Consider the following 21,922-nt stretch of genomic DNA (forward strand, 5'->3'; position numbering starts at 1 on the left):
CATAATCCTAGTTAAATATTCTAAATTTTTCTAATGTTCATGTATAATCAGTATATAGAAATTGGAATACTATAGTAGATTTCTTAAATAAGAGGTGATTTCCTTGAAGGAAAAAATTGTTATAGTCGGTTGTGGTGCTGCTTCAGTCTCTGCTATTAAATCAATACGTTCTATTGATTCTGATAGTGAGATTCATGTATACAGTGAAGAAGCTTATTTTCCATATTATCGTCCGAAAATATCTAAAAAGATCTTAGATAACTTAAATGAAGAAGAAATATTAATTCAAAAGAAAGATTGGTACAAAAATAATAATGTAGATCTTCACTTAAATTCAAAGGTAACAAAATTGTCTCCCGAAAGTGAGGAAATTATTTTAAGCAATGAGGGTACTGTTTCTTATTCAAAGCTTCTTTTGGCTACTGGTGCTGATAACATAATCCCTAATATTCGAGGGATACATAAATTAGGGGTATTTACATTAAGAAGCCTAAACAATGCTTATAAAATTATAGATTATATTAAAAGAAGTGACACAATTTTATTGATTGGTGGTGGGATTCAAAACCTTGAAATGGCTACTTCTTTAAGTAACTTTGGGAAAAAAGTGACAGTCAGCGAACTTGCACCAAGACTAATGCCAAGACAACTTGATATATTTGCATCAGAAAAACTTAGGAGAACCTTAGAAAGCAATGGAGTTAAGGTTATGCTTTCAAGTGAAATAGATGAAATTCTTGGCGAAGATAAAGTCAAAGGATATGTAACAAAATCAGGAATAAAAGCTAATTGTGATATGGTCATTTACTCAATTGGAATTTCACCTAATACAGAAATTGTTAAAAATACAAATTTAAAAATAAATAAAGGCATTTTAGTTAATGAGAGAATGCAAACTTCATTTGACAATATATATGCTGCAGGTGACATTTGTGAATTTAATAATAGAATCTACGGACTTTGGGACATATCCACTAGACAAGGTAAAGTCGCTGGGCTTAACATTTGTAATGAAAATACTATATTTCAGCCCCCTCTTCCAGTAACTTCTTTAGAAACCTTTAATATGTCTATATATTCAATCGGTGATGTAGAAGAAAAATCAGATAGTCTACTCCTAGTAGAGACTGATGCTAGTAAAAATAGATATTATAAAGTTCTTCTTCAAAACAATCATATTATTGGTGCAATAATAATAGGTGATCTTAAAACCTTTTTAACAATAAAAAAACTTATTGAAAATAGCACAGAAGTTAAACTTAGTGAATTTAATAATATTTCCGTACATGAGTTTATTGATAAAATTAAAAGCTAAATATAAAATCAAATACCTGCATTATATATATGCAGGTATTTGTATGTTACAAATTAGGATCTATTGTATTTTTTCCTTCCTTATAGTGCATCAATTTATGTGTAGCCGGGCCTTCTAAAATTTCACCATCATAGGAAAATCTTGAGCCATGGCATGGGCAATCCCATGAGTGCTCTGCGTCATTCCATTTTAATTCACATCCAACATGAGTACAAGTTGTATTTACTATATGTATATTGCCTTCCATATCCTTATACGCCCCATATTTATTATTATCTAGTTCAACAACTTTTCCTTCACCACATTCAAGTTTTAATCCATCCTCACCTTGTTTTATCTTGCCAGCAACAAGTTCTTTGGCAACATCAAAGTTCTCAACAATTAGATTTTTATATGCTTTCATAGTAAAAGCTCTTGATGGATTATATACATCTTTCCAAGGATTCTTTTTATCAAGTATTATATCGCATATTATTCTTGCAGCTGTAGTGCCATTAGTCATGCCCCATTTTCCAAACCCTGTTGCAACGTAAATATTTTCTTTTGTCATAGTTAGCCTTCCAGCATATGGTACATCATCAATTGTTATATAATCCTGAGTAGACCACTGGTACGGGAAATCTTCAACAGTAAATATAGATTTTGCAAACTCTTTTAAGGTGTCATAATGCTTATTAAAATCCTCACCATGTGCTACTTTATGACTTTCTCCCCCAACTAAAATTAGTTGTTTTTCCTTATCCCTCTGCGCTCTTAGAGAACGTGTTGGTTTCTCTGCATTTATAAACATAGCATTAGGGAATTTCTCTTTTATTATTGTTCCTACTATATAAGATCTTTCAGGTCTAAGCCTTGCAAAATACAATCCTAATCCATCGTAAAAAGGAAAATGCGAAGCTATAATGACCTTTGGTGCCATAACCTTCTTTCCATTTCCAGTTACAATATTAATAGGATTACCCTCTTCAAGTTCACATGCCTCTGTATTTTCAAATATATAGCTTCCATCCCCTTGAATCTCTTCCGCCATAGGTAAAATATATTTTCTAGGATGAAATTGAGCTTGATTCTCGAAAATAACAGCAGCTTTTATTTTATAATCAAAAGGTAATTCTTCTGTGTATTTTGCTTTTATTCCAAGCTTTGATGCAGCTTCTACTTCTTTTTCAATTTTATTTATATAGCTTTCATCATTTGTATACACATAAGATGGTGCTCTTTCAAAATCACAATCTATATTAAGTTCATTTTTAATACTTTCTATAAAATCAATAGAGGACTCATTTGCTTCTGCATATTGTCTTGCCTTTTCTATTCCCATAGAATTAATTATTTTGTTATATATTAGATTATGTTGTGAAGTAACTTTTGCTGTGGTATGACCTGTTGTTCCTGTACCAATTCTACTAGCTTCTATAACTGCAACCTTAAGTCCCTGTTTTTTTAGAATATAAGCAGATGTGATACCCACTATTCCTCCGCCTATAATGACTACATCAACTTTAATATCTTCTTTTATTGAGTCATAATTAGTTTTATTGGTTGAATCAATCCAATAAGAATTTATTCCTTCAAGTAAGCTCGAATCACTTGTTGTTTTATTCATGATTCTCCTCCTTTCATTATTACAATGTTAGTATTTGAAACTCTTGCCAAATTATTCATATGATAATAACAATATAGAATAAAAAAAGACTTACTTTAAAAAGTAAGTCTTCCTGTTATAAAATCATAATTTTTCTTTTCTGCCAACAAATAAATCTACTATAAATACAATTGCAGCTGCTAGAAGTAACCAATGTATGAGTACTCCACCAATTCTAAAGATTAAACCTAAAAGCCAAACTGCAACAACAATAGCACCTAGCCATCTAAGAAGAGTCATAGCATTCACCCTTTCACTTTTAAATTTTTATATAATTAATTCATTATACAAATTCAGGTTTTTTTACTTCAGGAGAATCAAAATATTTTCCTGGTGTTGATAAATCGAAATAAAGTTTAGAATCTTCAGTAACACCAAAGTCTTTATTTGAGCCTGTATCTTTTACTCTATTTAATGCTTCCCTAAATAAGGCATTATGTGCCTCTTCACGGTTCAATAGAAAATCTATAGTTTCCTTTACATATTTATCATTTATTTGTCTATATAAATATTCATAAACCACCTTAGCTCTTTGTTCTGAAGCTATGTTGGAGAGTAGATCAGCAACTAAATCACCAGTGACTGTTACATAATTAGCAGTCCATGGAGCACCTGAAGAATTTATCAATACAGGCGATAAACCAGATAACACATGTGATTGTATTTCTCCTACATCCACACCATTATAGTTAACATCATGGCCATTTAATAAATTTATTGTTTGTGATACCATTTCCATATGACTTAATTCTTCTGCACCTATATCTAAAAATAAATCTTTTATTGCTTGATCCTTTACTCTAAAGCTTTGTGATATATATTGTAAAGCTGCTTTTAATTCCCCGTTGGCACCACCTAATTGTTCTTGCATCAATACAGCATATTGGGGATTTGGTTTCTCTACTCTAACGTCTCTTAGTAACTTCTTTTCATGCTTAAACATTTATACACCTCCCACACATATCATGTATTCTATATTAGTTTTTCTATTTTTTAATAATATATACATTAATAAAAAAACAGCTGGTATAGGGCTTAAGTTTAACTAATAACTGATTCATGTAAGAACAAGTTAAGTTTCCTATAAAATACCTATGAGTACCAACTGCATAAATGGAATATATATGAAAAATGAACTTATAATTATTTAATTTAAACATAATATATTGGACTTTATAGAAAGCCTTTTAATTCATCAACATTTCTCTCCTCAAATTTTAATAGTCTATTTGCAACATCAAGAATTTGTTTATCTTGTTGCTTATAATCTTTTATTCTCTTTGTAATATCTATAATACCCATGGTACTACCTCTTATTAACATTTCTGCAATATGAGAAGGAGTTTTGTTAACAAGTGTATTTATGTTAATCATTATATATGTAGAAACCTTAGTTAATGTACCAATTCCTTTTGACTCACTATTAAGCTCTTTAAGCTTTCTATCAGCAATATCAAATATTGTTTTATACTCATTTAATTGTGATTGCAGATTGTTTTTAAATGCTTGATCATTTACCATAGGAATTAATTGTTTTATTGTACTTTCACCCATCTCAGCATTTTGATAAATATAATTTAATAACTCATTATTTGCATCCATAAATATCACCTCCTATAATAATTTGTGTAAATTTCAAAAAATTTATTCTTACATTTCAATAGATATATTAAAGCTAATTATGTATAAATCCACGAACAAATACGAATTTGTAATATTATGGTATTATTAAATATATGAACTGTTGCAAATTATTAAGCTCTGTAAGCTAACTTAAAAATAATGATAGGAGATGTATGTTTAATGATACAATCGAAACTTGTTTGTTTTGATTTAGATGATACTCTAATTAAAGAAATTCATTCTGTTATGTTACCATGTATTTTAAATGGTAAAGAAAAAGAACACTCTCTCATTCAACAACAGGAAGAGGAAGGGATTCTTGACTACATTTTAGCAGATTATCATAGAGCTGAATTACTATTAGGTCTTGAAGAATATAAAATAGCTGAATCTTTTCTAAAAATTGCAAAACCTATAAAAAATATCAAAAGTGTAGTTGAAGCATTGCATGAGCAAAATATAAAATGTATTGTAATTACTGTCGGTCCAAAGCAAGTAGCCAAAGTTGTATCTAGTATTTGGGGATTCGACTATTATTATGGGAGCGATTATGAGGTAATTGAAGGGATATTTACTGGTAAAATTCTGAATTATATTTCAGCAGAACAAAAGATCTCTTGTTTACAAGATTTCTGTAAAAATAATGGTATTAAACCAGAAGAGTGTATTGCTATTGGAGATGGTTCAACAGATATTCCAATGTTTGATTATTGTGGAAAATCCATAGCCATAAATAGTCCTTCAAAAGTCAAAATGAGAGCAAAGTATTCAGTAGATACAGATGATTTAGCGGATATTCTTAAATATATATTATCTAGATAATTCAAAAAATGTATAATTTGCATTTAATTAATACGAACTAAAGTCCAGCAAATAAACTTGCTGGACTTTTAAACACACCCTACTATATTTACACATATAAAAATCTATAAAAAAGGAAGCCAGAATTACTGGCCTCCCTAACGTTAAATATTTACAATAAAATCTACTGGGCTTTCCAAAGGGCAGGAACATTTGGTGGTTCCCAGCCTATTAGAGAAGTATGACCTTGTAAACAAACATAAGTTATTCCGTTATAAGTTACTAAATCTCCAACCTTATATGCTGTATTTGGAGCCCATGCTAGTACACCACCTGGGTTTGTATTATCTGCTTGCGTTTTAACTGTAATTGATGATGACCAAGCACTTGTGCCTGCAGAATTCACTGCTCTTACCATATACGTATGATTTGAATCTGCTACTAAATTTTTATTTTGATATGGACTAGTTACATTTGTAATTATATTACCATCTACACTAATGTCATAGCTAGTTGCATTTGAAACTAGATTCCAACTTACATTTATTTGCGATGAACTAACTGAAGCTCCTGACAAACCTGTTGGCACTGCCGGAACAGTAGTTACAGGTGGTGGATTTACACCGTCAAAATATGCTCTATAATTGTTTGAGAATTCATAATTATTTTTTGCATCCCAATTTATTGACCAAGTCATTAGTCCTCTAAATCCAGTATATCCACTTGAATTAACAAGTTTATAGGTTCCTCCATATGAAACACCCTTAATTATATAATCTAGAGCTTTTTTCATTTCAGTTGGGCTTATATATCCTCCACTTGGAGCTGCTGCAGCGCTTGCTGGAAGACCAATCATAACTTGATCTTGTCTAAGTGCAGGAAATACATTACTTGAGTTTCCTGCTATAGGAAATCCATGAAGTAACATCTCTGCCATGGCAACTTCATAATCTGCTGTACCTTGAGTATAAGTTTTTCCGTCAAGACCTGCTCCACTACCTGCATTATAATGCTGAACATGAATGTAGGTAAGCTTGTCCCTTATACCATAAATAATTGGTAAATATGCTCCCCATATATTCCCGTAGGCTGTATATCCACCTTGCACATATGCAGTTTCAGGAGCCATACTAACTATGAAATTAGAACCATAATGATCACTGATTTCTCTAATTGCTGATATTAGATTTACTATCTGAGGAGTATTAGGATTTTTAAAATCATTATCTCCTCCGTTTAATACGATACCAGATTCAAGGTCAATATCGATACCATTAAACCCATACTTGTCAATAATTGAAATCATAGAGTTAACGAATTTTTGTTTTGAAGCACTATCAGGTAAAAGAACTACTCCATTTTGTCCCCCTATTGAAAGGACAACTTTTTTACCTAAGCTGTTTAGATAAGCAATGTCAGACTTGAAATCTGCGTCAGAACCTGTAACCGGAGAGAATTGCATGGTGCATCTATCTCCACCTGATTCTCCAAATGCTACATTGATAACATCCCATTTTGAGGATACATTCCTAAGGTTTATTATCCCTGTACCATTATCAAAATTGTGCCAATAACCAACTAAGAGTCTAGTATTAAGAGAAGTGGCTGCAACAGTACTATAGCCAGGTATTAAAGTAAATAGTAGTATTACTGCTAACAACGTGGGGAATAGTAGTTTAAGACCTTTTTTCATTTTAATCAAACTCCTTTCATTTTTATTTATGTCAATATTTTAAGTTCTAATTAATTACTATCCCATGCGTACACTATACCATTATTATACATAATTTACAATATGTTTCTGGCAATATTTTAAAGTTATTTAATTTTTTATTAAAAATTTTGATAAAATAAAGCCCTAAGCATTTATAAAAGCTTAGGGCCTCCATTATTAAACTCCACCTTTAAATAAGTTTTTAAAATTATATTTTAGATTATCAAAGAATCCACCTTTCTTAACGTCCCTATCTGAATATATCTCAACTTCTCCAACTTTATCTTTTCCAAGATAATATTCACAAGTACCTATGGTTTCTCCTTTTGCATATGCTTTCTTACTTTCATCTAATACAATCTTTTGTTCTAGTTTTTCATTAACTCCTCTTGGTAATACAACCACTAAATCAGCTTTGGCTTTTGCTATAAAGAATTTATCTCCTGCTTTATTTAATGGTACCTTCACCACATCTCCATCTTTATCAAGAACTTTCTTACCCTCAAATTTTGAAAAACCAAAATTTAATAACATTGAAGCGTCTCTATTTCTTATTTTGAATGTAGGTGCTCCCATAATAACTGCAAGCATTCTTACACCTTCACGAGATGCTGTTGCAGATATACAATATTTTGCTTCTGCTGTATATCCAGTTTTTAATCCATCACAACCTTTAAAAAATCTTACTAGTTTATTATGATTTACTAGTTCGATTGGGCTTTTTCTTCCCTCTGATATTGTCTCCATATATATTCCAGAGTATTTTAAAATTGTTGGATGCTTTAATAATTCCATTGACATTATTGAAATATCATTTGCAGTTGTCATGTGTCCATCTGCTGGCAATCCTGTACAGTTTTTGAAAGTTGTATCTTTCATACCTAGTTCTTTTGCTCTCTCATTCATTCTTCCTACAAATGCTTCCTCAGTACCTGCAAGATATTCTGCCATAGCAACTGCAGCATCATTTCCAGATGCAATTGCAATTCCTTTTAAGATTTCTTCAACAGTTCTTACTTCACCAGTATCTAGTAGCATAGTGCTACCACCCATTTTCTTTGCATTTTCAGAAGCTGTAATTTTATCAGATAATTTTATCTTTCCTGAATCAATAGCTTCCATAGCAAGCAGCATAGTCATTATTTTAGTTACTGATGCTGGTGCAAACTTTTCGTGAGAATTTTTTTCAAAAATCACTTTTCCTGTAGTTGGCTCAATTAGCATAGCGCTTTTTGCTTCAACATTTATTCCTGACTCCGGCTCTGCTGCCATAGCTGGAATACTTATCATTGAAAAGATGCTTGTTACAATTAATATTTTTGCTATTAGTTTATTGTTGAACTTTATCATTTGCAATCCTCCCTTCAAAAAGTATTTTTACCAAAAAAAAAATAATAATACCAAAAATAAAAAGGCTATAATAGCCTTTTTATTTTTATATATTTAAAATTATATTATTCAGTAATCACATCGTAAATTAATGTCTTAGTCACATTTTCGCCTTGCTGAATTTCATAATTATTTAGTAGGTCTTCTACAGCCTTATCAGCTTTTTCTTTATCATTTGCGTAGATTTCAGCGAGTACATCTCCACTCTTAACATAGTCACCTTTTTTCTTATGAAGTACTATGCCTACTGAAAGATCTATAGTTGCTTCTTTCGTAGCTCTACCAGCACCTAATTCCATAGCAATTAGTCCAACTTTTTCTGCATGAATCTTATTTATATATCCTTCTTTTTTAGACACCACAGGAATTATGTATTTAGCATCAAGTAGTTTTTCTGGGTTATCAATAAGTTCAGAATCTCCTCCTTGAGCTTCAACAAATTCTTTAAATTTATCTAAGGCTTTACCATTTTCTATATTTTTAATTAATAGCTCTTTTGCCTCGTCAACTGTATTAGCTTTGCCTGCAAGAACGACCATATAACTTCCTAAGGTTAAACATAACTCTTCTAAATCCTTTGGACCGTTTCCCTTTAATGTGTCAATGGCCTCTTTTACTTCAAGAGCATTGCCTATACCATATCCAAGTGGCTCATCCATATCTGAAATAATTGCTACAGTTTTTCTTCCTACATTCTTTCCTATTTCAACCATTTCTTTTGCCAAATATCTTGCACTTTCAATATCCTTCATAAAAGCGCCTTCTCCAACCTTAACGTCTAATACAATTGCGTCAGCACCTGCTGCTATTTTCTTAGACATTATACTTGATGCAATAAGAGAAACATTATCTACAGTAGCAGTTACATCTCTTAAAGCATATAATTTCTTATCTGCTGGAGCTAAGTTTCCTGTTTGAGCTGCTAATGCAATTTTATGTTTATTTACATTTTCAATGAATTTATCTTTACTTAAATCCATTGAAAAACCTGGGAAGGATTCTAACTTATCTATAGTACCACCAGTATGTCCAAGACCTCTACCAGACATCTTTGCTACAGGTATACCTAATGAAGCTACAAGAGGTCCTAAAACCATTGTAGTAGTGTCTCCAACCCCTCCAGTAGAATGTTTATCTACCTTAATTCCTTCAATAGCATTAAGATCTAAAATGTCTCCTGAGTTTACCATTGCCATTGTTAAATCAGCTGTCTCTCTTTTATTCATCTTCTGAAAATATATTGACATAAGTAATGCAGATACCTGATAGTCTGGAATTGATCCATCAGTATACCCATTTACGAAGAAATCTATTTCCTCCTTTGTAAGCTCATTTCCGTTTCTCTTTTTTTGAATAATATCGTACATTCTCATATATAATTCCTCCTTATGTGTAATCGCTAACATATTATTATCTAATAAAGGGACAAAATAAATGTCCCATTTATGCTCTTGGATGTGACCTTTTATAAATTATATTAAGTCTGTCAGAGTTAATTATTTCATAATAGGTATCCATATAAGTTAACACTTGATTGCCTAAAAGTTTTTGTACTGCCCTTACATTAGCACCATTTTGCAATAAATGAACCGCAAAAGAATGTCTAAAGGTATTTAAGTTTACTGTTTTACTTATCCCTGCTCTTTCGCAATATGATTTTACAATTCTCCAAACACCTTGTCTTGTAAGCTTATTCCCATTTAAATTAATGAAAACATATGGGGAATTTAAATAGCTAATCCTATCTCTTTCAGCCAAATAAACTTTTAATGCTTTTACTGCAGATGAACCTATAGGAATTAATCTCTCAGTATTTCTATTATCTGTACAATTTACATATGAGAGTTCCATATTAATATCTTGTAATTTTAATGAAGTTAACTCGCTAACTTTCATACCAGTTGCATACATAACTTCTAAGAGAGCCTTGTCTCTAATACCTTTAATACTATCGTTCTCTACAATATTGATTATCCTATCAATTTCTTCAACTGTCAATATTTCTGGAATTCTTTTAGTCAAATTTGTTGTTTTATAATTAATTTCTGGTATTTCTTTAATCAATGAACTCTTTTTCATAAAACCGTAAAAGTTTCTTATAGAAATAATTATTCTATTTATACTTCTTTCACTTTTACCTTCTTGTACCAAAAAATTAATATAATTAGTGATAGTTTTTTCATCTGTATCTAACAATTCAATCTTTCTGTCTCTTAAGAATTTATTATACAGGGTAATATCTGTTACATAAGCTAAAACCGTATTCTTGCTTTTTGAACTTTCCCGTAAATATTCCTCATATTTTTTTAATATCTCCTTCATTTTACTCTCCCATAAAATTGATTGAATTAAAGATCTTAAGAGTTTTAGCAATAAATTTCAGTCTACGTTGCATAAAAATTGAGGGCTAGAAAATTTTTATGTTCCCATAAACCAATATTTCAACTTAAACCCTGAAACATATTTTAACTGTAAAATTGGGTAATAATAAGTTTTATTAAATTAGGGCTGATAAAAGTTTCAATAAATATTCCTATACCCAATAATATGGAAAAAATTATCAATATATTCCCAAACTCTCTCATTTCAAAAGATATTTTTTTACCTTTATTCCTTAAAGCTACCAACTTTCCTATTGACATATTTAAGAACATAGAACTAAAAAACAGCATTACCGGCACTATAATTATGTTCTGGGGAATTACGGCACCAATAGCTAGTCCAATACCTTTATATTCATAGGTAGTTAATAGAAATGAAAATGTAAACCCTACCGTGTACCCTTTCCAAAGGTTAGCTAATAGCAAAAAAGGAAAACCTAATATAAATATTCCGGATATAAAAATTATTCCAAATAGTGTAAAATTACTTTTAAATGAGGATAGAAAAATTTCATTATAATTAATTGATTTATCTCCTAATGAAGAAATAAATGTTGAAAAATATTTATTTAATTCAGTTGTATTATTTTCTCCCATGTATTTAATAGTATAGGCACCTAAAACTACACCTATTGAAAAAAATAGAAAAGTTGCTAAATATGCCACTTTATTATTCCTTATGTTATCTTCCATTATATTTTTTATCTCACTCATCATACCCCTCCTTGTTACCATAATTATTTTTATGAGTACCCATTAAGATTTATTCTCTACATAATAAAAAAATTGCTAAGGCGATTATGAGCCGTCAATTTTTTTCTCGCATCTGCCTTTCCAAACGCATGTGAGGAAAAACTGGCAGGCGACTAATTCTTTTTTTACTCTTTAGGGATATGAATTGAATCCTTAGATTATAATTCAAACTTATATTTTTATCACAACATTAAAATATTATAAATTCCTAAAGAGAAAAAAAAAATACAGACTCAAATTATGAGTCTGTATTTTAAAACAGGTTAAATCATTGTATATAATAATGCTGCTAAAGTTTTGCCATCCTTAATTATTCCTTGTTTTATCATATCTTTTAGTTCTTCTAAAGAATACTCTTTAACATTAATAAATTCGTCTTCATCACCTTGCTTAATTCCATTTCTTAAGTCTTTAGCAGAATATATATATAAATATTCATCGCAAAAACCAGGCGCAGTTGCAATTTTCCCTAAAAATTCTATATTATCTGACTTGTATCCAGTTTCTTCTTCTAGTTCCCTTTTTGCAGTATGCAAAGGATCTTCACCTTTATCTATTTTTCCTGCTGGAATTTCTAATGTTATTTCATCTAGCGGTTTTCTATATTGTTCTACTAAAAGAATTTTATTATTATCTGTGAAAGCTATTATAGCTACTCCACCTGGATGTCTTAAAATATCTCTTGTCGCAATATTTCCATCTGGTAATAGTACTTCTACATTTTCATAAACCAAAAAACTACCCTTATGTATTAATGTGGTTTTTAATGTTTTTTCTATTAAATCCATAACCTATCTCCTTAACTTTAGCCATATAAGTACTCGATTGCTATTAATATTAAAAAGCCAATTTATGCTATTATTTTTCTTATATAGGGTTTTAAGTTCAACTATTAACTTATTCATGCCTGAAAATGTCTAGAAGCCGACATTTTCAAACAAGTATAAGTTAAGTTTCCTATAAAAAACCCTATAGTTGTTCAATAGAAGAAATATGACTAGTATGAACTGCAGTATTCATATCAATATTAAAAAACTTATTGGTTTTTTTATTAATTGAAATTATATTTCCAGCTTCATCTTTAACTTCTTCCTTTTCATAACAGATATCTATTATATCAGATACAGTTATATTTTCATTACTCAAAACATATTCTTTACCACTGTCCATTATTAATTTTACAGCCATAAAAACCCCTCCACTTTATACTTATATATTATTCATTTAATCTTTTCAATAACCTTTATAATTTATAATTTAATATTTCATTTTATAAGCTCTTCTAAAGCCTTAATCTGTTTCTCTTTATTTTTTATCGCTAACGACAATATTCTGTATGTTTCAGATTTTACATCCTTTTCGCTTTTTACAAATCTTCCTTGAACGTCTATAAATAATGCCTTAAGATCTTTGTTAAGATTAAGAGAAGATAACAAAAATTCATTTACATTATGAATTTCTGGCACATCAAGTTTTTTGCTGAATTCATTAATTATGAAGGCTATTTTGTCATAAACATAAAAGTCTATTTCATCTAATTCTAATCCCTTAGCTTCCTCTTTAACAGCCTCATAATACTCGATGGTCTTTTTAACTTGTTTAATTAATACCTTTGATATAACTTTTATAGAAGGAACTTCAGCATTCTCTTTAGCTATATTTTCATACATTTTTATTCTTCTCTGATCAATTAAAATTGCTTTATCAATTAAATCAATTACGTTATATGCCATATTTCCTCCACCTTTATTTTTTTGACTTTATCTTTTGTAACTTTAAACATCATTAGTAATATGCTTTTGTATAAAAAATACATATATAAAACTAATACAAAGTAAAATTTAGCTATTTAATTCTAATCCTAAAAAGTTAAAACATCAACACTTTTTCTCATTTTTATTAATTGACTTGCGTTAATAAAATAATACTGGCATTTAAAGTTAACTTATTTAAATATAGCTTTTAAGCTTTTAATTTGATTTTCTATCATACAATAAAACATCCCCTATCTTCTTAATCAATTGAATAACTAACTAAGATAACAAGGGATGTTTTTCTCTTATATCCTCAAATATGTTGCAAAATTTAGATTTAATTTAATAATTATTGCTTTTTATCTTAGCACTCTATACCCTCTAAAAAATTGCTATGCATTACTTTTTAACTTACTTTGTTTTTAAGCCTTAACTTATCAGCTACCATTGCAATAAATTCACTGTTTGTTGGCTTGCCTTTGTCGTTGTGTATTGTATACCCAAATAGCTTGTTAATAGTATCTACTTGACCTCTTCCCCAAGCTACTTCAATTGCATGTCTTATTGCTCTTTCTACTCTGGAAGCAGTAGTATTATACTTCTTCGCAATAGATGGATATAATTCCTTTGTCACTGCAGATAATAATTCCATATCATTAACAACCATAGTGATTGCTTCTCTTAAATACATATATCCCTTAATATGAGCTGGAACTCCAATTTCATGGATAATATTTGTTATTTCTGTTTCAAGATCGATTGGTTCTTTTCTAGTTTCTAATTTTACTTCTTGAGATTCTGCTACAGGCATTTTTTTCTTAACATCTTCACTTGAGATTGTATTATTAAACATTTGTCTTATTCTCTTAGTGAAAACATCCATATCAAAAGGCTTTACTACATAGTAATCTGCACCTAGTGTAATAGCTCTTTGAGTTATCTTATCTTGTCCAACTGCACTTAATACAATAATTCTTGGCATTGGATCTAAATCCATTGCTCCTAGTCTCTCTAGAACTCCTAGTCCATCAAGATGAGGCATAATAATATCCAAAACTACCAAATCTGGCTTCTTTTCTTGGATCAACTTTAAAGCCTCTATTCCATCTTTAGCAATTCCTGTAACAATAATATCCCTTTGGTTTAATAGATAGTCATTTAAAATATTACAGAATTCTTTGTTGTCATCTGCTATTAAAACTGATATTTTTGAGTTTTGCATAACATTCTTCCTTTCAATTTATCTACCATAATTTTACATTAATTATTATTCGACAAAGGTTATTAGTTTCCTTCTAAATTATAATAAAAATTTATTTTTTTATAGAATTACTACTGTTTTAATTAAATTATAACATATATTAAAAAATTATTACTATATTTTTATAAAAATTATACAAATAACTCTATTAAATATTATCCATAAAAATAAAAAGGTTCATATGTTTTTTTATTTACATATGAACCTCTTTTCTACTATTATTTTAATATGTTTGAATCTTGAAGCATCCACTCGATATATATACCATAACCAACCTCTGGGTTATTTATTAATACGTGTGTTACTGCTCCTATTAACTTTCCATTTTGAATAATTGGTGAACCACTCATTCCTTGAACTATACCACCTGTCTTTGAAAGTAATCTTGTGTCAGTTACCTTTATTATCATACTTTTAGGACCAGGTTTATCTTGCACAAGCAATTTACTTATTTCAATGTCATATAACTGAGGACCATTTTCATCAATTGTAGTAAGAATTTGTGCTTTACCTTCTTTTATTTCATTTCTTAATGCTATCTTCATAGGCTTATTATTTATATACTGATTATTTTCTTTTAATTCTCCAAATATTCCACAGTATGTATTTTGATTTATTGTTCCTAATGGTTCGTTTTCTTCAACAAAAATTCCTCGTAATTCACCTGGGGCACCCTTTTCGCTTTTTCTTAAGTTTATTATTGATGATTTAAGTAAACTTCCACTTTTTATTTCTATAATAGAATTCGTATCTCCATCAATAATCGCATGACCTAGTGCTCCATACTTATTGGTTTTCTTATCATAAAATGTTAATGTACCTACACCAGCTGTTGAATCTCTAACCCACAAACCAATTTTATACTTATTGTCTACTGAGGATTTAACTCTAGTTATTTGCTTATTTATCTTTTTTCCTGACTTACTTATCTCAAAATCTAACTTATCATCCCTGCTATTACTAACTTTTCTTATTAGATCTTGAGAGTCTTCAACCTCTTCATTGTTTATTCTTAATATTACATCTCCTATTTCTATTCCTTCTTCTTTAGCTGGCGATACTACTTTATTTTCTTCGATTTGTATATCTGAATAACCTACTACCAATACACCTTTTGAGGATAGCTTTATTCCTACAGGAACGCCTCCAGGATAAACTTGAATTTTATCGGAATCTTTTAAGCTTACTTTATTAACTGTTAAGCTATTTAATGAACTTGTTAGCTTATTATTTATTCCGGCATCAGTTGGTAAAAATGCCATTTGAGAATTACCATTCGACGAACTAAATAAACTCTTATCTATCCCACTTCCTATATTTAAGTTAACCATTAATAGAAGTATTAGGGGAGCGAAAACTAAATTTTTCAAAGATTTTTTTTGATTTTTCATTTTTTCTCCTCCTTTCGCCTCTATCTTTAAATTACCCTTGTATAGATTACAATATGCTGTGATAACTTTGTTATAAAGTCAAAAATATTATAGTTATCCCTTAAATTTTCTAAAAAATAAAACTGATAACAATGTTATCAGTTTTATTTTGGCTATTTTTGCTAATTTTATGCATTTTTTATTTCCATTTTATCTTTTAAAGCATCTGCCATTTTTATTATTTCTTTTGAATGTTCAATGGTAACCTTAGTAATTTCAGCTCCACCAATCATCTTAGCTATTTCATTAATTTTTTCATCTTTATTTAATATTTTGATATTTGAATAAGTTTTGCCCATTTTTTCTTCTTTAGTTATATAGTAGTGACTATCAGATAAACATGCTATCTGTGGCAGATGTGTGATACATAGAACCTGATGCCTATTTGAAATTTCATATATTTTTTCACCAACAGCCTGTGCTATTCTTCCACTAATTCCAGTATCTATTTCATCGAATATTATTGTTTCAATATTATCCTTTTCAACAAATACAGCTTTCAATGCTAGCATTATTCTTGATAACTCTCCACCTGATACTATCCTATCTAAAGACTTCAAAGGTTCACCAATATTTGTAGAAATTAAAAACGTAACTATATCTTTTCCTTTATAGTTAAAATTCTTATCTTCGTCTATTGAAATCTTAAAGGTGCATTTTTCAAGCCCCAAAAACTTCAATTCCTTTGATATTTTTTCTTCTAAATATTTTGCAAATATTATTCTCTTTGTCCTAATTTTATCCGTTATTTTATGTAATTCTTCAATTATTTTATTGTTTTCTTTTTCTAATAATTTTACCTTTTCTTCAATATTTATCATATCATCATATTGTTTTTTAATTTTCTCATAGTAAGATAAAATCTCTTCAATTGAAGGACCATATTTCTTTTTATATCCAGCAATTTTGTAAAGTCTTTCATTTATATAAGACAACTCATCTTCATCATAAACAACATCTTCTATAAGTGCACCTATTTCTCTAGAATTTTCTTCTAATAAATAAAATGCCTCATTTATGCTTTCATTTATTTCTTTTATTTTAGAAATATGTTTCTCTACACTTGTCAATTCTTGTACAACATGACCTATATTATCTAATATTGATTTACCATCCATTTGATCTTTCAGTAGAGAATATGAGCTATTTAGTGCTAAACGTATCTTCTCTGCATTTGATAATACACTTAGCTTTTCTTTAAGCTCCTCTTCTTCATTTTCTTTTAATTTTCCCTCTTCAATATCACTTATTTGATACTTTAAATAATCAATTAGTTTATCTTTATCTTCAACACCAACTAATTTTCGTATTTCATTTTCTATATTTAAGCTCTTACTTCTAAGTTCCCTATAATCATCTATAAGTGTGTATAGACTATCATCTCCAAAGCTATCTAAATAAGTGATATGCTTATTTTTATCTAATAAGTTTTGATTTTCATGTTGTCCATGTATATCAATAATCTTTTCAGATATTTTTTTCAAATTCGAAATAATTATACTCTTACCATTTACTTTAGTAATACTTCTGCCATTTATAAATGACTCTCTAGAAATTATTATTACTTCGTTTATATCTATACCATTTTCAAGTAAAATTTCATTTACCTTTTCATTTTCTACTGAAAAAATTGCTTCAACATAAGCCTTTTCTTCTCCAGTACGAATAATATCCTTATTAAATTTTCCACCTAATACAAAGTTTATCGCATCAATTAAAATTGATTTTCCAGCACCTGTTTCACCTGAAATTATATTAAATCCATCTGAAAAATCTACAGTCATTTTTTCTATTAACGCAAAATTTTTAATACTTAATTGTAATAGCATCTTACACCACCTTACAATTTACTCATTAATTAACTTTCTTAAACTACTTACTATCTCTTCTGCATTTTCAATTGTTCTAACAAGTATGAAAATCGTATTATCTCCTGCAATTGTTCCTGCTATATCTTTATAATCCAATGTATCTAATGCCTCTGCTGCAGCATTTGCTGAGCCAGATATGGTTTTCACTACTACAATCTTATCTACATTTTCTACATGTAAAACAGAATTTTTTAATATTGATGTAAGCTTATCAACTATTGAATTTTTATCATTGGTAGGCATAACGTATTTATATCTTCCAGATGAACTTTGAACCTTAATTAATTTTAAAAGTTTAATATCCCTAGATACTGTAGCTTGTGTTACATCAAATCCAGCATCTTTCAAAGCTTCTGCTAATTCTTCTTGAGTTTCTATATCTACCTCTTTAATAATCTCAAGTATTTTCTGATGTCTATTAGATTTCATCATCATCACCTTCACAATAATTATTTGTATTTAAAAGTTTAGTCTTAAGTAATTTAAAATAATCATAGTCATTAAATAAAAGTATCTTACAATTACTATCAGATCTTTTTATCTTAACTTTTTGCTCTTTGTCTAACTTTATAGCTTTCTGTCCATCTATTGAAAGATATATTTCTTCATCATAGCTTTCACTTAAAATAGTTATTTCCGAGCTGCTTTTTAAGATAATTGGGTGCATATTCTTTGTATGCGGACATATAGGAGTTAAAAGTATTATGTCTAATGTAGGAAAAATTAGTGGCCCACCTGCTGAAAATGAGTATGCTGACGATCCTGTTGGTGACGCAACAATTATTCCATCTCCTTTAAAAGATGTGAATTCAACTCCATCAACAAAAATCGTAAACTTCCCCATTCTAGAAAGTGTTCCCCTCGCAATTACTAAATCATTTAGAGCTATTCGAGTAAATTCTTCTCCTGCTTTTAAAAGACTTCCTTGTAACATAATTCTATCTTGAATAAAATAATCCTCTTTTTTAAGCTTATCAATTATATTATCCAAGTCAGTTATATCTGCAGAAGTTAAAAATCCTAAGTTTCCGATATTTATTCCTATAACTGGACACTTAATATAACCATTTAGTCTTCTAGAAGCCCCTATCAATGTTCCATCTCCACCTAATACAACAAGCAAATCTAAATCTTCATCTAATTTTTCTATAAGATTTTCAGAATTATATGCCACTTGCACCTGTGAATTTTCATATGCTTTATTTAATTTTGTAACAACTTCATCCAATATCTTTCCATCTTTGTCTTTTGAAGGATTAATGATTACCCCTATTTTTTTCATAAAATCTCCAATCTATTTTAAAGTTCATTATGTGCTCTATCTACTATTTGTTCAATTTTCTCTAGATTAAAATTACTTTGAACTTCTGAATTTCTAGTAAAATATATTAAAAATTCCATGTTACCTTCTGGTCCCTTTATAGGAGAAAAGCTTAAATCTAATATATTTAAGTTTTCATCGTATAAATAATTTACAATTGATGTTATAACTTCTTTATGAGTGCTTTTTTCTCTTACAACACCTTTTTTACCAACCTTCTCTTTTCCTGCTTCAAATTGTGGTTTTATTAGTGCAATTACTTCACCATTATCACTAAGTAATGAAACAACTGCTGGCATAATCTTTTTAAGTGAAATAAAAGATACATCGATTGATGCAAAATCTGCTTTTTCTCCTAAATCCTCTGGAGTTACGTATCTGATATTAGTTCTCTCCATACAAACGACCCTTGGGTCTGTTCTTAGCTTCCACGCAAACTGACCATAACCTACGTCTATGGAAAATACCTTTTTCGCTCCATTTTGTAGCATACAGTCAGTAAAACCGCCAGTTGATGCTCCAATATCTAAGCAAGTTTTTTCTTTTAAATCCATAGAGAATTCCTTTATTGCTTTTTCTAGCTTATAGCCACCTCTGCTAACATAAGGCATTTCTTGGCCCTTAAACTCTATTTCTGCTGTAACTTTTATTTTTTCTCCACACTTATCAACTCTTCTGCCATCAATAAAGATCTTTCCAGCCATTATTTGAGCCTGAGCTTTTTCTCTTGATTCAAAAAAACCTTTTTGAACCAACAGAACATCTAATCTTTCTTTAGTTTCAGCCATTGTATACTCCTTATTTCATATTATATATTATTTGTTCACTTATACTCTGAGGATCTAACCTATATTTCTTATATAATATGTCAACATCTCCATGAGGTACAAAATCATCATTATACCCAAAAGTAGTAACCTTTACTGAAGAACTAACCTTACTTATATATGAAAGTACTGTTTCTCCAAATCCACCTCGTATAACATTATCTTCCATTGTAAAAATCATCGTATTTTTCTCTATTAACTTATCAATCAATTTAGTATCAATTGGTTTTATGAATGCTGCATTTATTACGGTAGGATTATATCCCTGTTTAACCAAAATATCTTTAGCCTGCATAGCAAAATCAACCATCTTACCTACTGCAATAATAGCAATGTCTTTACCTTCATTTAATGTTTCCCACTTTCCAAGTGAAAAACTCTCTAAAGGAGTAAAATCGGTCTTTCCATCTGCTCCTCTTGGATATTTTATCGCAATAGGTTCTTTTTGACTTAATGCATATTTAAGCATTGGATAAATTTCTGATGTACATTTTGGAGTCATTATATTTAAGTTAGGAATATGCGAAAGATATGATATATCAAATATCCCTTGATGTGTTTCTCCATCTTCGCCTACCAAACCTGATCTATCAATAGCAAAAATAACTGGCAACTTTTGTATACATACATCATGCAATACCTGATCATAGGCCCTTTGCAAAAATGTTGAGTACACTGCAAATACTGGTCTTAGTCCTCCCTTAGCTATTCCTGCTGCTAATGTCACCGCATGTTGCTCTGCTATACCAACATCAAAAAATCTATTTGGGTATCTTTTTGAAAATTCCTTTAGTCCAGTTCCATCTGGCATAGCTGCAGTGATTGCCACTAAATCATTTCTTTCTTCTGCTATATTAATCATGGCTTCACTAAATGCATTTGAATAAGTAATTTCTTTCTTGACAATAACTTCTCCGCTTCCTAAATTAAATGGTCCTATTGCATGAAATTTATTCGGATTCCCTTCTGCTAATTCATAACCTTTTCCCTTTTGAGTAATAGTATGTATTATAACTGGCCTTTTTAATTCTTTTGCTTTTGAAAGTATAAAGTTAAGTTCTTTAATATCATGTCCATTTATAGGGCCTAAATATTTCCACCCCATATCTTCAAATAACATAGAAGGGACAACTAATTGCTTTAAACTATCTTTGATTTTTCCTATTGAGTCAGCAATTGTATTTCCTAACTCAGAATTTCTTAATGTATAATTTATGTCACTTTTTAATTTATTATATCCTGGTTCGGATCTGAACTTATTAAGGTATGAAGATAATCCACCTACATTTTTGGATATGCTCATACCATTATCGTTTATTATCACAATTATATCTGTTTTTCTATATCCAGCATCATTTAAAGCTTCTAAAGCCATACCACCAGTTAATGCACCATCTCCAATTACTGCAATAACCTTATTGTGTTCTCCTTTTATATCTCTTGCTCTTGCCATGCCAAGAGCTGCAGAAATAGAGGTTGATGAGTGTCCGGTATCAAAAAAATCATACTCACTTTCCCAAGCTTTTGGGAAACCACTTATTCCTCCATATTTTCTTAATGTATTGAACTTATCTTTTCTTCCAGTTAATATTTTATATACGTAAGATTGATGTCCTACATCCCAAACAATTTTATCCTTTGTAAAATCAAAATTTTTAAATAAACTTAATGTTAATTCTACAACACCTAAATTTGATGCTAAATGACCACCTGTCTTAGACACACTCTCGATCAAAAATTTTCTGATTTCCACTGATAATTCTTCTAGACTTTTCAATGACATATTATTTATGTCCTTTGGTTCTTTAATGTTATCTAATAAATTAAACATATTATC

At 29.7% G+C, this 21,922-nt stretch carries 21 protein-coding genes; 2 read left to right on the plus strand and 19 right to left on the minus strand.

All coding sequences use genetic code 11. The features are described from left to right. Positions 1-103 precede the first annotated feature (103 nt). The gene (locus tag PTZ02_RS06495; protein ID WP_274226987.1) at positions 104-1,315 is read left to right on the plus strand and encodes an NAD(P)/FAD-dependent oxidoreductase; all 1,212 of its coding nucleotides are present in this window, start codon (positions 104-106) and stop codon (positions 1,313-1,315) included. A 46-nt stretch (positions 1,316-1,361) separates the two neighbouring features. On the opposite strand, the gene PTZ02_RS06500 is transcribed toward PTZ02_RS06495, so the two are convergent. The 4 genes from PTZ02_RS06500 to PTZ02_RS06515 form a co-directional block, all read right to left on the minus strand. Beyond that, positions 1,362-2,921 carry an FAD-dependent oxidoreductase gene (locus PTZ02_RS06500; protein ID WP_274226988.1) on the minus strand — a complete coding sequence of 520 codons (1,560 nt, stop codon included), beginning with the start codon at positions 2,919-2,921 and terminating at the stop codon, positions 1,362-1,364. Between the two features lie 123 nt (positions 2,922-3,044). Beyond that, positions 3,045-3,200 carry a DUF5670 family protein gene (locus PTZ02_RS06505; protein ID WP_274226989.1) on the minus strand — a complete coding sequence of 52 codons (156 nt, stop codon included), beginning with the start codon at positions 3,198-3,200 and terminating at the stop codon, positions 3,045-3,047. A 43-nt stretch (positions 3,201-3,243) separates the two neighbouring features. After that, complete coding sequence (locus PTZ02_RS06510) at positions 3,244-3,903, minus strand: manganese catalase family protein (protein ID WP_274226990.1); 660 nt, start codon at positions 3,901-3,903, stop codon at positions 3,244-3,246. Between the two features lie 230 nt (positions 3,904-4,133). Further along, positions 4,134-4,562 carry a hypothetical protein gene (locus PTZ02_RS06515; protein ID WP_274226991.1) on the minus strand — a complete coding sequence of 143 codons (429 nt, stop codon included), beginning with the start codon at positions 4,560-4,562 and terminating at the stop codon, positions 4,134-4,136. Between the two features lie 201 nt (positions 4,563-4,763). Between PTZ02_RS06515 and PTZ02_RS06520 the strand changes: the two genes are divergently transcribed. Next, a complete protein-coding gene (locus PTZ02_RS06520) occupies positions 4,764-5,405 on the plus strand; it encodes an HAD family hydrolase (RefSeq protein ID WP_274226992.1) in 642 nt (213 codons plus the stop codon). 163 nt (positions 5,406-5,568) lie between these two features. Here the strand turns inward: PTZ02_RS06520 and PTZ02_RS06525 are convergent, their stop codons facing one another. The 15 genes from PTZ02_RS06525 to dxs all read right to left on the minus strand — a co-directional run bounded on the left by PTZ02_RS06525 (position 5,569) and on the right by dxs (position 21,916). Next, positions 5,569-7,077 carry a carbohydrate-binding protein gene (locus PTZ02_RS06525; protein ID WP_274226993.1) on the minus strand — a complete coding sequence of 503 codons (1,509 nt, stop codon included), beginning with the start codon at positions 7,075-7,077 and terminating at the stop codon, positions 5,569-5,571. 198 nt (positions 7,078-7,275) lie between these two features. Next, complete coding sequence (locus PTZ02_RS06530; RefSeq protein ID WP_274226994.1) at positions 7,276-8,448, minus strand: D-alanyl-D-alanine carboxypeptidase family protein; 1,173 nt, start codon at positions 8,446-8,448, stop codon at positions 7,276-7,278. Positions 8,449-8,552: 104 nt separating this feature from the next. Further along, entirely contained in the window at positions 8,553-9,860 is a 1,308-nt protein-coding gene (locus PTZ02_RS06535) for a pyrimidine-nucleoside phosphorylase (protein ID WP_274226995.1), read from the minus strand. Between the two features lie 70 nt (positions 9,861-9,930). Beyond that, entirely contained in the window at positions 9,931-10,809 is an 879-nt protein-coding gene (locus PTZ02_RS06540; RefSeq protein ID WP_202766374.1) for a tyrosine-type recombinase/integrase, read from the minus strand. Positions 10,810-10,952: 143 nt separating this feature from the next. Next, the gene (gene spoIIM / locus PTZ02_RS06545) at positions 10,953-11,582 is read right to left on the minus strand and encodes a stage II sporulation protein M (protein WP_274226996.1); all 630 of its coding nucleotides are present in this window, start codon (positions 11,580-11,582) and stop codon (positions 10,953-10,955) included. 302 nt (positions 11,583-11,884) lie between these two features. Continuing rightward, complete coding sequence (locus PTZ02_RS06550; RefSeq protein WP_274226997.1) at positions 11,885-12,409, minus strand: NUDIX hydrolase; 525 nt, start codon at positions 12,407-12,409, stop codon at positions 11,885-11,887. A 181-nt stretch (positions 12,410-12,590) separates the two neighbouring features. Next, a complete protein-coding gene (locus PTZ02_RS06555; RefSeq protein ID WP_274226998.1) occupies positions 12,591-12,809 on the minus strand; it encodes a hypothetical protein in 219 nt (72 codons plus the stop codon). Positions 12,810-12,886: 77 nt separating this feature from the next. Continuing rightward, positions 12,887-13,354, minus strand: coding sequence for a hypothetical protein (locus PTZ02_RS06560; RefSeq protein ID WP_274226999.1), 468 nt, complete (start codon positions 13,352-13,354; stop codon positions 12,887-12,889). Positions 13,355-13,781: 427 nt separating this feature from the next. Beyond that, positions 13,782-14,597 carry a sporulation transcription factor Spo0A gene (gene spo0A, locus PTZ02_RS06565; protein WP_274227000.1) on the minus strand — a complete coding sequence of 272 codons (816 nt, stop codon included), beginning with the start codon at positions 14,595-14,597 and terminating at the stop codon, positions 13,782-13,784. 257 nt (positions 14,598-14,854) lie between these two features. Next, a complete protein-coding gene (gene spoIVB, locus PTZ02_RS06570; protein ID WP_274227001.1) occupies positions 14,855-16,027 on the minus strand; it encodes a SpoIVB peptidase in 1,173 nt (390 codons plus the stop codon). 167 nt (positions 16,028-16,194) lie between these two features. Next, positions 16,195-17,895: a DNA repair protein RecN gene (gene recN, locus PTZ02_RS06575; protein WP_274227002.1), complete on the minus strand. Its 1,701-nt coding sequence runs from the start codon at positions 17,893-17,895 to the stop codon at positions 16,195-16,197. An 18-nt stretch (positions 17,896-17,913) separates the two neighbouring features. Beyond that, positions 17,914-18,366 (minus strand): arginine repressor, encoded by a 453-nt coding sequence (locus PTZ02_RS06580; protein WP_238882780.1) that lies wholly within the window; start codon positions 18,364-18,366, stop codon positions 17,914-17,916. Next, a complete protein-coding gene (locus tag PTZ02_RS06585; RefSeq protein ID WP_274227003.1) occupies positions 18,356-19,219 on the minus strand; it encodes an NAD(+)/NADH kinase in 864 nt (287 codons plus the stop codon). Before PTZ02_RS06585 ends, PTZ02_RS06580 begins: the two co-directional genes overlap by 11 nt. A gap of 17 nt (positions 19,220-19,236) precedes the next feature. Then, entirely contained in the window at positions 19,237-20,046 is an 810-nt protein-coding gene (locus PTZ02_RS06590) for a TlyA family RNA methyltransferase (RefSeq protein ID WP_274227004.1), read from the minus strand. A 10-nt stretch (positions 20,047-20,056) separates the two neighbouring features. After that, positions 20,057-21,916 (minus strand): 1-deoxy-D-xylulose-5-phosphate synthase, encoded by a 1,860-nt coding sequence (dxs, locus tag PTZ02_RS06595; RefSeq protein ID WP_274227005.1) that lies wholly within the window; start codon positions 21,914-21,916, stop codon positions 20,057-20,059. Positions 21,917-21,922 lie beyond the last annotated feature (6 nt).

This window comes from Clostridium sp. 'White wine YQ', from assembly GCF_028728205.1.
Lineage (GTDB): Bacteria > Bacillota > Clostridia > Clostridiales > Clostridiaceae > Clostridium_T.

Bases quoted from the DNA above. Each gene is read 5' to 3' on its own strand.
- PTZ02_RS06500 (WP_274226988.1), bottom strand. From the start codon at position 2,921: ATGAATAAAACAACAAGTGATTCGAGCTTACTTGAAGGAATAAATTCT.
- PTZ02_RS06505 (WP_274226989.1), bottom strand. From the start codon at position 3,200: ATGACTCTTCTTAGATGGCTAGGTGCTATTGTTGTTGCAGTTTGGCTT.
- PTZ02_RS06510 (WP_274226990.1), bottom strand. From the start codon at position 3,903: ATGTTTAAGCATGAAAAGAAGTTACTAAGAGACGTTAGAGTAGAGAAA.
- PTZ02_RS06515 (WP_274226991.1), bottom strand. From the start codon at position 4,562: ATGGATGCAAATAATGAGTTATTAAATTATATTTATCAAAATGCTGAG.
- PTZ02_RS06520 (WP_274226992.1), top strand. From the start codon at position 4,764: ATGATACAATCGAAACTTGTTTGTTTTGATTTAGATGATACTCTAATT.
- PTZ02_RS06525 (WP_274226993.1), bottom strand. From the start codon at position 7,077: ATGAAAAAAGGTCTTAAACTACTATTCCCCACGTTGTTAGCAGTAATA.
- PTZ02_RS06530 (WP_274226994.1), bottom strand. From the start codon at position 8,448: ATGATAAAGTTCAACAATAAACTAATAGCAAAAATATTAATTGTAACA.
- PTZ02_RS06535 (WP_274226995.1), bottom strand. From the start codon at position 9,860: ATGAGAATGTACGATATTATTCAAAAAAAGAGAAACGGAAATGAGCTT.
- PTZ02_RS06540 (WP_202766374.1), bottom strand. From the start codon at position 10,809: ATGAAGGAGATATTAAAAAAATATGAGGAATATTTACGGGAAAGTTCA.
- spoIIM (WP_274226996.1), bottom strand. From the start codon at position 11,582: ATGAGTGAGATAAAAAATATAATGGAAGATAACATAAGGAATAATAAA.
- PTZ02_RS06550 (WP_274226997.1), bottom strand. From the start codon at position 12,409: ATGGATTTAATAGAAAAAACATTAAAAACCACATTAATACATAAGGGT.
- PTZ02_RS06555 (WP_274226998.1), bottom strand. From the start codon at position 12,809: ATGGCTGTAAAATTAATAATGGACAGTGGTAAAGAATATGTTTTGAGT.
- PTZ02_RS06560 (WP_274226999.1), bottom strand. From the start codon at position 13,354: ATGGCATATAACGTAATTGATTTAATTGATAAAGCAATTTTAATTGAT.
- spo0A (WP_274227000.1), bottom strand. From the start codon at position 14,597: ATGCAAAACTCAAAAATATCAGTTTTAATAGCAGATGACAACAAAGAA.
- spoIVB (WP_274227001.1), bottom strand. From the start codon at position 16,027: ATGAAAAATCAAAAAAAATCTTTGAAAAATTTAGTTTTCGCTCCCCTA.
- recN (WP_274227002.1), bottom strand. From the start codon at position 17,895: ATGCTATTACAATTAAGTATTAAAAATTTTGCGTTAATAGAAAAAATG.
- PTZ02_RS06580 (WP_238882780.1), bottom strand. From the start codon at position 18,366: ATGAAATCTAATAGACATCAGAAAATACTTGAGATTATTAAAGAGGTA.
- PTZ02_RS06585 (WP_274227003.1), bottom strand. From the start codon at position 19,219: ATGAAAAAAATAGGGGTAATCATTAATCCTTCAAAAGACAAAGATGGA.
- PTZ02_RS06590 (WP_274227004.1), bottom strand. From the start codon at position 20,046: ATGGCTGAAACTAAAGAAAGATTAGATGTTCTGTTGGTTCAAAAAGGT.
- dxs (WP_274227005.1), bottom strand. From the start codon at position 21,916: ATGTTTAATTTATTAGATAACATTAAAGAACCAAAGGACATAAATAAT.